The sequence below is a fragment of the Sporosarcina sp. FSL K6-5500 genome, from assembly GCF_038005665.1.
Classification (GTDB): Bacteria; Bacillota; Bacilli; order Bacillales_A; family Planococcaceae; genus Sporosarcina; species Sporosarcina psychrophila.
The window spans coordinates 4,080,346-4,094,119 of sequence record NZ_JBBOTP010000001.1; the positions used below are offsets into that span (position 1 = coordinate 4,080,346).

The 13,774-nt window shown below is 40.4% G+C and carries 15 protein-coding genes; 5 read left to right on the plus strand and 10 right to left on the minus strand.

The genetic code is table 11. The features are described 5' to 3' along the window. Positions 1–98: 98 nt before the first annotated feature. On the minus strand, positions 99–389 hold the full coding sequence (locus tag MKX62_RS24485) for a GNAT family N-acetyltransferase (protein ID WP_445683538.1): 291 nt from the start codon (positions 387–389) through the stop codon (positions 99–101). A gap of 1,183 nt (positions 390–1,572) precedes the next feature. On the opposite strand from MKX62_RS24485, the gene MKX62_RS19465 reads away from it, so the two are divergent. The 3 genes from MKX62_RS19465 to MKX62_RS19475 all read left to right on the plus strand — a co-directional run bounded on the left by MKX62_RS19465 (position 1,573) and on the right by MKX62_RS19475 (position 3,921). Then, positions 1,573–2,844 carry a glycosyl hydrolase family 18 protein gene (locus tag MKX62_RS19465; RefSeq protein WP_340742130.1) on the plus strand — a complete coding sequence of 424 codons (1,272 nt, stop codon included), beginning with the start codon at positions 1,573–1,575 and terminating at the stop codon, positions 2,842–2,844. 90 nt (positions 2,845–2,934) lie between these two features. Continuing rightward, on the plus strand, positions 2,935–3,330 hold the full coding sequence (locus tag MKX62_RS19470; RefSeq protein WP_231885665.1) for a hypothetical protein: 396 nt from the start codon (positions 2,935–2,937) through the stop codon (positions 3,328–3,330). A 261-nt stretch (positions 3,331–3,591) separates the two neighbouring features. Next, positions 3,592–3,921 carry a hypothetical protein gene (locus MKX62_RS19475; protein WP_340742131.1) on the plus strand — a complete coding sequence of 110 codons (330 nt, stop codon included), beginning with the start codon at positions 3,592–3,594 and terminating at the stop codon, positions 3,919–3,921. 19 nt (positions 3,922–3,940) lie between these two features. On the opposite strand, the gene MKX62_RS19480 is transcribed toward MKX62_RS19475, so the two are convergent. From MKX62_RS19480 to MKX62_RS19500, 5 genes are all read right to left on the minus strand, one after another. Then, positions 3,941–4,435 carry a (2Fe-2S)-binding protein gene (locus MKX62_RS19480; RefSeq protein ID WP_445683539.1) on the minus strand — a complete coding sequence of 165 codons (495 nt, stop codon included), beginning with the start codon at positions 4,433–4,435 and terminating at the stop codon, positions 3,941–3,943. Continuing rightward, positions 4,432–5,268 carry an FAD binding domain-containing protein gene (locus MKX62_RS19485; RefSeq protein WP_340742132.1) on the minus strand — a complete coding sequence of 279 codons (837 nt, stop codon included), beginning with the start codon at positions 5,266–5,268 and terminating at the stop codon, positions 4,432–4,434. The genes MKX62_RS19480 and MKX62_RS19485 overlap by 4 nt, the downstream gene beginning before the upstream one ends. Further along, entirely contained in the window at positions 5,265–7,610 is a 2,346-nt protein-coding gene (locus tag MKX62_RS19490; RefSeq protein WP_340742133.1) for a xanthine dehydrogenase family protein molybdopterin-binding subunit, read from the minus strand. Before MKX62_RS19490 ends, MKX62_RS19485 begins: the two co-directional genes overlap by 4 nt. A 24-nt stretch (positions 7,611–7,634) precedes the next feature. Beyond that, positions 7,635–7,826 carry a capping complex subunit for YIEGIA gene (locus MKX62_RS19495; protein ID WP_340742134.1) on the minus strand — a complete coding sequence of 64 codons (192 nt, stop codon included), beginning with the start codon at positions 7,824–7,826 and terminating at the stop codon, positions 7,635–7,637. A gap of 73 nt (positions 7,827–7,899) precedes the next feature. Beyond that, positions 7,900–8,775: a YIEGIA family protein gene (locus tag MKX62_RS19500; RefSeq protein WP_067209359.1), complete on the minus strand. Its 876-nt coding sequence runs from the start codon at positions 8,773–8,775 to the stop codon at positions 7,900–7,902. Positions 8,776–8,916: 141 nt separating this feature from the next. Here MKX62_RS19500 and MKX62_RS19505 point away from each other — a divergent pair, with 141 nt between their 5' ends. Beyond that, complete coding sequence (locus tag MKX62_RS19505; protein WP_187044855.1) at positions 8,917–9,921, plus strand: XdhC family protein; 1,005 nt, start codon at positions 8,917–8,919, stop codon at positions 9,919–9,921. After that, a complete protein-coding gene (locus MKX62_RS19510) occupies positions 9,918–10,532 on the plus strand; it encodes a nucleotidyltransferase family protein (protein ID WP_067209363.1) in 615 nt (204 codons plus the stop codon). The genes MKX62_RS19505 and MKX62_RS19510 overlap by 4 nt, the downstream gene beginning before the upstream one ends. 14 nt (positions 10,533–10,546) lie before the next feature. On the opposite strand, the gene MKX62_RS19515 is transcribed toward MKX62_RS19510, so the two are convergent. The 4 genes from MKX62_RS19515 to MKX62_RS19530 form a co-directional block, all read right to left on the minus strand. Further along, entirely contained in the window at positions 10,547–11,347 is an 801-nt protein-coding gene (locus tag MKX62_RS19515) for a DUF4097 family beta strand repeat-containing protein (RefSeq protein ID WP_340742135.1), read from the minus strand. Between the two features lie 28 nt (positions 11,348–11,375). Further along, entirely contained in the window at positions 11,376–12,107 is a 732-nt protein-coding gene (locus tag MKX62_RS19520) for an EcsC family protein (RefSeq protein ID WP_340742136.1), read from the minus strand. Between the two features lie 116 nt (positions 12,108–12,223). Next, positions 12,224–12,925, minus strand: a complete 702-nt coding sequence (locus MKX62_RS19525) for a YwaF family protein (protein ID WP_340742137.1) — start codon at positions 12,923–12,925, stop codon at positions 12,224–12,226. 292 nt (positions 12,926–13,217) lie between these two features. Beyond that, positions 13,218–13,661: a lipoprotein gene (locus MKX62_RS19530; protein WP_338656655.1), complete on the minus strand. Its 444-nt coding sequence runs from the start codon at positions 13,659–13,661 to the stop codon at positions 13,218–13,220. Between the last annotated feature and the right edge of the window lie 113 nt (positions 13,662–13,774).

Genomic DNA, 13,774 nt, shown 5'->3' on the forward strand with positions numbered 1-13,774 from the left:
TAAACCAGTTGACTAACCATTCGTTATCCAAGTAATACACCACCTAACTTCCCTGTTTATCTTAAATATCTATTCTAACGACTTTTTTAATACATAACTCACTTTGTCATACTCCATTTTCTCTTCATAGAACCTATGTGCGCTGTTCGTTGCAAGCCTGATGACAGCGCAACACTTTCATAGCCGTTGTCTTTTGCCCACTTATGGACATAGGTAAGTAACTTCTCCCCATACCCACTAGACCGTTTCGTGGTATCCGTCACCAAATCACAAATCCAAATGAATCGACCATAATAAAGTGTGATTATTGGCTTGAAACCGATTACTGCAACGATATCCCTTTCACTTTGTACACAGACAGTTGGTAACGATCTTTCTCTGTGCTTCACAGACTAATTCCAAGTAGGTATCTTCATCCAAATGTGTTCGCAACTGCCTCATAATCGGATATGCTTCAACAATTTCATTACGTGTTTGAAGCTCCTTAATCGTTAATTCATTCCTCACACACAGCAACCCCTTTTTCATTAATATACCATGCGGTTTCATCGCAACATGATTAAATTGTTTGCCGAGCTCATTCGAGAATACAAATATCCAAAAGCTTATTCGAATCAAACACTTGAAAGTTAAACCCCTCAAACGTATAATAAGAATAAGATTAGAATACAATAAAAAAGACCGCTTGGTGCGCTAACACCAAACGGTCAATGTAATAAGCAGGTTCCCTACAAGGGGATTGGCAAAATGACAGGGATAACCCATCGAGCCTTTAACTCAAGGATGGGTTATTTTTTATGGTTAAATGCAAGTACCAATACGATCAATGTTGCAAAAGAAATTGCAAACATTAACGATTCGAATACTGTCATTGGCACCACCCCCTTTCGTACGGAAGTGAGCCGACCACCCTTGAGTCACCTATTCTATTACTCTTCTATTATACCATACATACGTTCCTCCAAACCCAAATTCCACAATTCCTGTATGAAAGATTTATACCTCTATCATCATTTTTATGTAAATATAAAGGCATCTAAAAAGATGCCTTACATTTAAAATGAAAAAGTCGTTTAAAGTAGCCTTGTAAGCTTATCTATCCCTGCAGTTTTTACATACTTTAATGAGTTCTTTCGCTTCCGTTTTATGATTGTATAATAACTTAATTCTATTTCGAGTACACAACGGACAGTCTCCTCTTCCTTTTGAAGGGAGCTTTTTTATTGCTTTTCCTCGGTTTCTTTTCGCCATGACCATCCACCTCCAGAATGAAAATTCTTCTTTCTCTTTATCTAATGATGGCATGGGGAGATCTTATGGGTATTTTAATAATTTATTTATGAAAAACTATTCTTGGTAATTAGATATCATGATTAGGAAGTCCGTTAATTGCCATAGTCCGTCCTTTTTTACTGAGATTATCTACAAGTAGTGACATATATATATTCAATCATTTAACAGCGGGAATAATACCTGCAAAAATACAAAAAGAGGTATTTCACACTCTTGCAATACTATCCCCCGTCCCTTTTGAATATCATAAAAGAGATGAATATATGAGGAGAGAACTATATGCAAATTCATGTAGTACATCCAGGGGAAACATTATGGTTGATTGCACAACGTTACGGCGTCACCGTAACTCAAATCGTGACAGCCAACCAGTTGGAAAGTCCAAGCAAACTAGTAAGTGGGCTGGCTCTAGTCGTTCCAACACCTACTCAGACACATACTGTACAACCTGGTGAGAATTTAACACAAATTGCACAGCGTTATGGTACAACTGTCGAAGAAATTAGTAAGATAAATCAAGTTCAAAATCCCAATATGATTTTATCCGAAACTATTTTAACCATCCCCGCCCATAAACCAGTTATTGATGTGAATGCCTACACAATCAATACTGGGGAAACAGGCGCTAGGGAAATTCAAGAAGTAGGCCAATATTTAACCTATTGGATGCCTTTTGTTTATACGATTCGTGAAGATGGTGGGCTAAGTACCATCGACGATACCGCTATGCTTCAATCTGCCGCTGCCGAAAGAGTTGTTCCTGTGATGGCCATTACAAATTTCAGTGCCACGGCCGCTGGATCTAGTCTGGCGCATTCAGTCCTTGCAAGTACTGATATTCAGGATGTTTTATTAACAAATATTTTAAAAGTCATGAAAGAAAAAGGCTTTCAAGGATTAAATATTGACTTTGAAAATGTGTTGCCGGCCGACCGTGAAAACTATAACCAATTTTTGCAGCGTGCAGTGGATCGCTTGCATCCGGAAGGTTATTCCGTCTCAACAGCCCTTGCTCCAAAGATTAGCGATGAGCAAAAAGGGTTGTTATATGAAGCACATGATTACGCAGAACACGGAAGAATTGTCGATTTCGTCGTATTGATGACCTATGAATGGGGTTATCGATTAGGTCCTCCACAGGCAATTTCACCGCTAAATGAAATAAAAAGGGTGCTGGATTACGCTGTTACCGTAATACCAAGAAACAAAATCTTGTTTGGTTTTCAAATCTATGCGCGCGACTGGTTACTTCCTCATGTGCAAGGACAAGAGGCAGAAACATTTAGCCAACAGGAAGCAATTCGCCGGGCTATTCAATATGGGGTGGCCATTCAATATGACCCAATAGCGCAGTCACCATTTTATCGCTACACGGATGCAGAGGGGCGTAACCACGAAGTCTGGTTCGAAGATGCCCGCAGTGCACAGGCAAAGTTTGATGTGGTAAAGGACTATAATTTACGCGGAATTAGTTACTGGGTTCTTGGTTACCCATTCCCACAAAATTGGTTGTTACTGGAAGACAACTTTACTATCCGAAAAATACGCTAGTTTTCATTATCGATACTTCCAATAACCTTAACCGTACAGAGTCACTGAACATAGGATAGGATACCCGATACTTGGAATGGAGGCACTCTTATGCACTATAACCCTTATCCACACTGGGCCAATCCTTATTCTAATCCACGGTGGCTGTACAACGAGCATGTTCAACCACAGACCATTTTAAGACCGCCAAGTCCTTTTCCATCTATAAATACGCAAGTGTTGAATACTTCGGCCCTAAGATTTCAAGATCTATTGAAACAAGCGGATTTATTAGCAAGCAAGATCGTTAACTCTAAAGAATTCGCACATGAGTTAATGGAAGCAGCACAACTATCAAATACAAAAAAGGTAGATGAATTAATTGTATCAACAGGCATCACATTAAAAATCAAAACATATTTTAGTCCAACTGGAATTCGTATTGAATTAAACAACGATGAAAATCCAGGTGAATGTTGTCATTTACTAATGACATTAAAGTGGTAAGGTTGAGGAATCTTTTTTGTATTCCGGACATAATTCACGCGAAATTAGATTGATTAGAATAAAAAAGACCACTCAATCAGCGTAACAACTGCTTACCAATAAGCTTAAATAACCCATCCTAATGAGCTATTTACTCAGGGATGGGTTATTTTTATATCGTTTTGAATTGTCAAATCTGTCCCTATAATCATTGATTAAAAAGGACTGATTTCACTAACACTAACGAGGACAAGTCTATTTCAAACGAAAGGAGTCTTCCTCTTGAAACAACAGTCTGATAAGAACCAAGCACATACGGAGCAACAATTCCAAGGTCAAAAGAAACAAGCACTACAAGCAATGCAACAGGCAATGCAAACGATTCAGTTGAGCACTTCTACGACTGACTTCCAATTGTTGCAACAAGCACAGCATCAACTTCAACAAGCATCACAGCTGCTGGATCAAATGCAAGGGACTGCGGTTACCAAATCGACTACCGCAGTTCAGCAACAATTGGAGCAAGTTCGGCAACAAATCGAACAGGCTGCGCAAACCTTACAGCTTATCCACTCGCTAAATAGTGGAAATAATAGCTTCAAAAAAGGTTAAAAACCTGCCATCGACTCATTCAACCAGTCGAAGGCAGGTTTTTCTTTTCAAGTAACGCCGCTTTTACTGCTTCTTTAATCTCCTGATAGCCCGTACACCTGCATAAATTCGACTGAAGCCACTCTTCAATCGTCTCATCTTCAGCGTCAGGATGCTTTTCAATAAGGGCATGTGCATTGACGATAACCCCTGACGTGCAGTAGCCGCATTGAATGGCCCATTTCTCAATGAATGCTTTTTGAACCGGAGAATCCAACAACCCCTCGATTGTTATAATTGGTTCATTTACCGCTTCAACTGACAAGGATAGACATGAATGCATTGGTTCCCCGTTTACAAGGACTGTACAAGCCCCACAATCGCCGTTTTCACATGCTTTTTTTGCACCAGTTAAGCCAAGTTGCTCGCGTAATGTATGCAAAAGCGTATCGGCAGACCGGATGACCGCGTCATGGGTTTCACCATTCACAAGAAGTTGAATAATTGTTTTTGTTGTATCAATGGAATTGATCACTTTTTCCCCTCCAAAACTTCAAACGTATCTACTAACAGGTTTTTTAACACGAATCCACAGTAAGCTGCGGATGCATGCGAGTCATCCACAATTGATGCTGGAAGATGAGAGGCTATTTGTTCTATTCTCTCCCTCTCAGATAATGAATCATCATTAACAATCGCTTCTATCTTCTTTGAACGAAATGGAAAACTACACAACCCGCTAAAAGCGACTCGGATTTGGTTCTCTTTCAACAAAGCCGCCAAAGTGACGACAGGATAACCCACTTTAGTCATTTGAGTCCGTTTCAAACTAAGATAAGGCAAATCGATAAATGATGCATCGACGATAATTTGAACAAGGAATGTGCCTTCATCTAAAGTCATCTTTCGATCGAATATTTTTTTCAATGAAACAACTTTTTCTTCTCCCTGTGAGGCGATCTTCACCTTTGCATCCGCTAATAGAAATGGTAAAACGCCTTCCCGATATATCAATTGACTATTTATATTACCGCCTATCGTAATTTTGTTTCGTGAAGAATGATTGGCAATTTGCTTAACAGTTTGGCTTAATAAGGGAAACAGATTTGTTTCCACCAGTTTATTTAACGAAATCGCCGCACCAATAATAAGCTGCCCTCCCTGGATTTCACATATATTGCATTCAGGAATCCCTTTAATATCAATTACCACATCGGCATGCATTTTATTCGTCCGTGCGAACGTAATGAATTCTGTTCCTCCTGAATAATAGATAACTTTTTTCCGGAGACTAGTCGCTGTAATATACGTCTCTATAGCTTCCGCAATGGTTGAAGGCTTATAGTAGTTAAAATCGAATGCAATCACTGTCCGCTCTCCTTCTTTGTTTTCCATATTAATTCTGGAATGAGCGGTAGTTCGTTCAATTCAACTTGCGCAGCCTCGGAAAGTCCATTCGCTAACGCCGGTGCCATACCGATTACTCCGTGTTCCCCGATTCCCCGTGCACCATACGGTCCGTCCGCAAATGGTGTTTCGATAAAATCGACCAAATACTCTACCGGCTGTTCCCCGTAACGAAGCATATGATAAGTGCGCAGATCCGCGTTTTCTACTACCCCATTTTCATCAAAATGAAACGATTCACTGCTAGCAAAACTTAACCCTAAATACATGCCGCCCCGCATTTGCTGCGTCGCCATCATGGGATTAATAATGGTACCGCCGTCAAGCACCGTGACAGCTTTAAGTATTTTGTACGTGAAATTACGTTCATCCAATTCGACTTCTACCGCCTGTGAACCGACAGACCACCATGACCCCGGTTTCCCGAAACCAGTCTCCTTATCCATCGGTGTCAAATGGCGCTGAATATAAGAACCAGTTCCTATAATCTGCGCGCCTACCGCATGGCCGCTAGGTAATGTGTAACCTAAAGCAATGTCCTTTATTTCGACTCCGTAAGCGGGGTCAGGTACTAAATAGACGCGTCCGCCTCCCACTTCCAAATCCTCTTCAGAACATTGCAATACGATGGAAGCCGTTTTTTTCATTTGCTTAATTGCACTTTCAGCGGCAGCTAGTACTGCACGTCCCGCCAAGAATGTCGTGCTGCTCGCTACGGTGCTCCATTGATGTGGATCATACTGTGTATTCACTTCCATGATCACGTGAATTTTATCCATCGGCATATTCAACTTTTCAGCAAGAATCTGTGCAAGGGTGGTTTTCGTTCCTTGTCCAAGCTCAATCGCAGCACAGTTTAAATTCACAGCTCCATCTGGTTCAAATGTGATAACTGCTCCTGCTTGGGCATTCGTCGCAGTCTTCGACGTTTTCCAAAACAAACTGATTCCCTTTGCGCGCACTAAATTTTCACCAACTGCGATTCTTTGCCCTTCATCCCAACCAATCAATTCTTTTACTCGAATAATACATTTTTCAGTATCCCCTATATTATTTGTAGTGAGTACTGTTTGGGTAGGTGTTGTGTCTCCAGGTTTAATCACATTCAATATTCGTAATTCAATCGGATCCATATTCAATTGCTTAGCTAATATGTCCATCGTTCTCTCAACAGCAAAAGTCAGCTCGGGATGCCCATAGCCTCGGTATGACGTTGCGAACGGATGATTCGTATACATGCAGTAGGAGTCACACCATACATTTGGAACATTATATGGCCCCGTGCAATCGAGTGCAATCGCCTGCGTTATACCCGCCCCATGGTCTGTATAAGCACCTGAATCAACGAGGAAGGTATACTGCCCCGCCATCAATTTCCCTTCTTTCGTCACACCCAGTTTTATCGTTGCATCAAGTCCGATATGACACGGGGCGGTTATCATATCCTCTTCCCGCTCATACTGTAGCTTGACCATTTTCCCACCGACAGCTTTCGATGCCAAATAAGCAAGTGGCTCTAATTGAATAGCTCCTTTTCCACCGAAAGCACCACCAATCAACGGGATGTGGACGATAACATTGCCTACTTCAATATTAAAAAACTGGTTAAATACCTTTTTAATCATATAGGGGGATTGAGAACAGGAATGGATAATCACTTTCCCGTCCGGATTGATCTCCACCCGGGTACTTCGTGTTTCCATCGCGGCATGATCGGAAAGGATGATTGAATAAGAAGCCGATATCGTTTCTGCACAATTCGCCCAGATAGGTCCGATATCTCCTTTACGGATTTTAATGTGACTGCCGATATTTGTACCAGGAACAGGATAGACGTTATCGATTATTTTTGTATAGTCTCCGGAATTGTCATGTACTAATGGTGCGTCAGCTTGGAATGCCTGCTGGACTGAATTCACGACGGGGAGCGGTTCGTATTCTACTTTTACCTTGTTTGCCGCCAGTTTTCCTTGATGTTCAGAATCCGCCACAACAATTGCTATCGGCTCCCCATAATACCGCACCTTGCCGAATGCCAATGGTGGGCGGTCTGCAAGAATCGGGCCAATATGAAATGGGAAAACCTCTCCTGTCACGATTGCACGCACGCCAGGCATTTTCCACGCTTCAGTCGTGTCAATGGATTTGATCAAGGCATGTGCTTGAGTGCTTTTCACAAGTTTCGCGTGCATTAGGCCAGGTACCGAATAATCCCCAACATATCTAACTTTGCCCGTCGATTTTTCTACCACATCAATTCGTTGTTCAGACTTGCCAACCGTTGTCCATATTTTATTCGTCATTCACAAACGCCTCCTGGACAAAATTTAACGTGCAACAATAACAAGTGTATCCGTGTCAACTTCATGCGCTGAAGCATCCATTATCTTCTCTAGTGTCATGCTGATTTTCTGTAATTCCTTTTGATCTTTCACAATGAAAACAGGCGCGCCGCCGCCCTGTAGTGATTCTGGTTTTATCGTGATGATAGCGACAATCTTTGCATGCTGATTTTCCAAACCACTCAACTCCTTATAGTACAGACTCCAGATTACTGTCCTTTAAACGTCACGCATTTTAGATTTAGTTCCCCTATTTTCCTTTATCCGCTTCTTTAGGCATCCGGATTGCACTATCCAATACGGGGACATTGTCTAATACGGCCTTGATTTGATGGAAATCTTTTTCCCGCGGCAAAAAGAACAATGCGATTCGCCCGTCCTCCATATCTCTTTTCGTAAGTGGAATCAATGCCGGTTCACCGGAATCTAGATAACTGCCCAGTACAGTAGCAACATGGTGCAACATTGCTTGTCGCTGCCCTAGGAAGGACAAAGTGACAATACTGTTTTGATTTTTCGGGATGATAATTGCACCAACTGCCTTTTCGGTAATTATTTTTCTTGTATCTTCCAGTCCTACATTTTTAATAAGGATATCACCCACAAAAAGCGTCGGACCTTCAAAACGAATCTCTGCTTCTGTAACATCCGCGATTGCATTCAATAACTGTCCTGACATATTGAACTTCACCATGACTAGCATGACAATCCCACCGATAATTCCCAACCAGAAGGAAAACACAGCACACAATGTTGTGATAAGAGCCGTGAACATCACTAAATAATTCCGACTTTCAAACGCTTGTGCCATCCCCTCAATAAATGGCGTCCCACGCTCTACAAGTTCGAAGTTATCGATATTTTGAAGTGACTCCCTTTCCATCTTCCGAACTTCACGAAACTGTGTAGCAGCAAGACCAAGGAATGTCACGGCAGTCCAATCAGATTCCAACACTGCTGGAATCGCTACGGCACCGATGAATGCCGCAATGAAACCAAAGGAAAGGTGAATGATTCGCCCTGTCGGATACGTTGGGTATTGCCGAAAATCAGTACGTAACAAGAGTGTTCGTGCCACAAATCCAAAAACAATTCCGACTACGACCGGAAGTAAATAGTTATCCAAATACTACACCCCCGAAAAGTTATATACTTCTCTCGCATTCTAACCAAAACAACGACAGATTATAATGTGGTAACGATATTAGAGAATGAATAGAAGGTTAGCTAAATGGCGACAGTGGGTGGAAAGAAATGAGGTGTGGATTTGCAATCGATTCAGCAAATGATTGAAATTGTTTTGATTGATACCCAACCCGTTGTACTTGCGATGATTATTCAGGTGGAAGGATCAGCTTACCGGAAAGAAGGTACTTGGATGCTCATTCAAGAGGATGGTACACATACAGGTATCATCAGCGGTGGTTGTCTTGAAAGTGATTTACATAATCGTGCCATAGAAATGTTTAATACAGGAAAAGTAGAAATTGTTCACTATGACTTAAGTGCTAAAGATGACCTTGGTTGGGGGCGTGGTGCGGGATGCAATGGAGTTGTCTCAATATTTGTGCGCGATATCGATAATGATTTCCGGCACTTTCTAACCTTAATGCACAAACAGTTCTTGGCCATGGAACCCGTTTTATTTATCCAATCAATAAGTGAGTTTGACAACTATGCATTTTTAAATGAAAGCAAAAACTGCCTCGACCACTGGCAAAGTGAAATCCCCTTCGAACTAGATGCCTTCACTCCGTTTCAAAACAAAGTAGGACAAAAAAGTAAGGACGACGAAGACGAAATGATGTATTTTCAACTTATATGGCCTCAACCTGCCCTTTATATAATCGGTGCAGGCGTTGATGCACGGCCGCTTGCACGACTTGCTGGAAACGTTGGGTATGCGGTTCATCTGCTTGATTCTCGGAGTGCACTTTGTAATGAAATTCATTTTCCTACTGCAGTATCTTTTCAGGTTGGCGACACCGAGAAACTAATTGACAATATCTCTTTAAGTCCACTCGATTCAGTTGTCATTATGACGCATGATTTCCAGTTGGATGCGAAACTAATGCATAGACTCCGCGACCATCAATTATTGTACCTTGGTATTTTAGGGTCAAAAAAACGAACTGAACGTTTACTAGGCGAAGAAATTCCCAATTGGATTCATTCACCTATAGGGCTTTCTATTGGTGCAGATGGACCTGAGGAAATTGCTGTTAGTATTGTAGCAGAACTTATAGCAGTTAGACGCGGGGGAATTTCATGAAAATCGCAGGTATTTATCTTGCCGCTGGAAACAGCAGCCGTATGGGGAGTAATAAATTAGCACTACCTGTTGGAACCATGACAGTAGGTAGCTTAGCGCTTGAAACAGCTTTGAAATCATCGCTCGATAAAGTCTATATCATTACAAAGGATAAGGACGATGCAGATTGGCTTCCCGCTGAAATGAAACTAGATGCGAAATGTTCATTCATAAAATGTCCAACTGCACATCATGGCCAATCCGAATCATTGCGCTACGGCATTCAACAGGCACAAACTGATCGCATGGATGCCATCATCGTCATATTGGCGGATCAACCTTTTATCACCGTCCAAATGCTCGAAGAAATGATTGCGTGCACGAAGAACAACCAGATGTGCAGATTCGTCGCTACCACATATGAACAGACAATCATGCCGCCTGTCCTTTTTTCGTCTTCCATGTACAACGAACTGATGGAGTTACGTGGAGATAAAGGAGCAAAAGCAATTTTACAAGGTGATTTTCTCCAAAAGGGAAAGCTATTACCCTGTGCTGATAAGAGGCTAGTATTCGATGTCGATACAGAGGCTGATTACGAAGCACTCCAATTAATAGAAAAAACGAAATGATAGAATGTATCCTATCATTTCGTTATCGTTATTCTTCCATTATCCGTTCTTAATTTAATTAAATTCTCACCATTTCCGAACTTCGTATGTTTGTTTTCATATCCAAAAACATTGATTCTTCCGTTGTCCGTTTTAACGTCAATCGTAGCATTCGTCGGTTCCTTTTCAGTTTGAATCTCGATTTTACCGTTATCTGTCGTTAATTCAATCGGTCGATCTAAATTGTTTGTTACAAGGGAAATTCTCCCGTTATCTGTTCTTCCGACAATCGTACCATCAACATGATCTAGTATAATTGCTCCGTTATCAGTTTTAACATTGACAGCTGTAGCATCAATGGTTTTTAACTCAATCGTGCCATTGTCTGTCTCCAGTGCCAACTCTTTCGTTTGAATATTCTCCACTTTGATCCGCCCGTTATTGCTTTCCGCTTGAATTCGATCATACTGTTTTTCAGGCACTTTCACGATTAGCTTTAAGTTTAACGAGGATAAGCCAAAGTTAATGAAACTTCGCCGCTTTTCTTTGAACTGAACAGATAGTGTGTTTTCTTTTACAACAGCCTCGAAAATGAATTTCGACCTTTTCTTTGTCTTCCCTGAATACGACACTGTCGTTATCGAATCTTTGGTTGGCACAATCTCGACCATTGCATTGGTCGTCAAAATTTCAATACTGGTAAATGATTGATCATCAATCACTTTTTTCTTGGCGTTATTTTCAAAGTGATTCCCGGAATTGAACATCAATGCAATTCCACCAACAATAAGCAATACCAACGCTACGATAATGAACACTTTATTTCTAATAAACATTTTATGCCAAACCTCCTTATTTATGATTTCAAGTTTTTTCTGTATCCGAGATTCTTTGCATTAAACGAAGCCGATATGAATTCATAGCCGCTTCCCCGAGCTGGTCAAGCAGATTATAGTTGGCAAACGCGCCGACAATCGCGCCGAAGCCAGGAATTAATTGAAACATTTTCACTAAATCAATGTAATCTCGGTATTCTTGCTGAAAGTCCCTCCAATCCATATCAGCAATCAGAAGTTTCTCTTCTTCCCAATTCTCAATAATAGATAATGTCTCTTTCCTTGTTTCCTCACTTGAAAATGCAAGCTGGAACACATGTAAAATGAACAATCGCTCTTCATATTCATTCGTATCAAATCCATAAACCGCAGCGGCTTCAAACAGAAACTTCATTTTAATGGATAATAGAAGCGGAAAGTCGACAAGGCCTAGCATTATTCCCCCTGCTCCAGTTCCTGCACCTTCAATAACAGCAGTTTTGCGGAATGACGAAAGCTTTTCCTTAAATAACTCATCCCTCTCATATAGACTTAGCACGGTTGATTGCCTTTTTTTCGTCGTGATAGTAGAGCCGACCAAAGTGGCTTTCACCATGTTTTTTATGCTCTCTGTCATTACCTGATGAAACTTTTCTGGAATAAGACCATTCACTTTCATTTGCGCTTTTTTTGACGTACGGCTAATAATGCCTGATCGCTTTGTCATTTTCCGCTTCCAAAAATGCAACTCCTCTTGAACTTTCATCGTATAGTCAACCATAATTCTGTACCCTTCTCTCTGTTGCAATCAATTCACTGATTACAATTTAGTATAATGGATAGGATTTTAATTCAAATGGACCTGAGAAGTGATTGCAACTCAGTCTTAAGATGTAGTTAACGTGACCCATCACGAAAATGCCACTTTCTAAATAGTAGCCACAAACAGACGAAGATCAAAAATGCTACTCCTTCGAGCGCTAAAATGTACCACGGATAGGGTCCTAAGTAGTCAAGCAAACTTCCGTTGACTGGTTTTTCCCTTAAGAACATATAGTTGCCTTGGAAAAACACATTAACCGCAAATATAAGTGGCAACAACAAGTTTAAAATAATCATTGTCTTGATGATTCCTATAAAAGTAGGTCTGTATCCTTTCATCCACGTAAAGTATAGTGCCGTTATTATGATTCCAATATGCGTGTAAAAAAAGTGGAAATACCTGAAATGCGGGAATCCAACATCTAATACAGGAGTCGCCATCGCTTGAAGCGCCCCTCCAATACCTGCAAAAAAGATGAAATCATACAAATGCCTATTCCCTGTCCATAAGAGAACAATCGCAACAAGTAAACTAATGCTGCATAATTCTAGCGGCAACGAATCGCTAAGTCCCCATCTCCCAGTTACAATCATCCCAACATGATAAAGGACTTCCATTACCAATAAAGTCAACGCAAAAAGGCGTTCATACTTCGACGACACCGACCATCGCCTTCTTAAAATAAATAACAATAAGATGGATAGGCACAACACGCCTATTGCCGCCACATGCTCCATTGAAAATAATAAGAAGGAAGGTTCACTATAGCCAGCCATCCTTGTACCCCGTTTCTGTAAGTCCTTTTATCTTGATTTATAAACAATATCCACTTTCCCGACCTTATTATCCATTTTATACGTTTTTGCTGATTCCGGATAGGCTATCTTTATGCAAGATACCTTTATGTCGACAGGAAAACCATTGAAATACTCGAAGTTGCAAGTTGAATGCTAGGCGTAGCATTCATGTATCCAAAGACTTCTCCGGATCCTTCAATATGTTTTTTTGACTCTTATGAATAGCTTTCAAAATTGGGCCGTTCATATTGTCGTTAGCAATTACGCGTATCTACATTCCATACACGATTAACTGTTCATTGCCGAATATTTCATCGAACGAAACGGGTTTTCCATTGATAAAAAGGTTTATCGTATCATATTTCTCTACCGTTTTGATTTTATATAATACTTGATATTTTAATTTGGTGTTTGAGTAGTCAGAATCATATTCTTGATTGATAAACACGTTCAATGTGTCTTGTTGAGCACTTACGTTAAAGTCACTAAAATAAACGGCATCATTTCCTTGATTAACGTAAATTCCATTTATAAATACATACATATTTTTTTCACCATCAAGGTAGAGATAATTACCATTCTTCACTTCAGCATATTCAATAAATTCCTGTACAGCATCATTTGCATTACCTATGCTTATTTCTGAAAATGAAAAATCCGAATTACACCCAGTTAATAGAAGGATCAGAACAATTAACGATAATCGCTTTTTCACATCAGCACTCCTTGTAATAATAGTGGTTTATTTCTGTTCAGATAACTAACTCTGCTAAAAGTATCTTTTATCATTAATACGTTACTAACAACCTATTCATTTCATTAATTGAA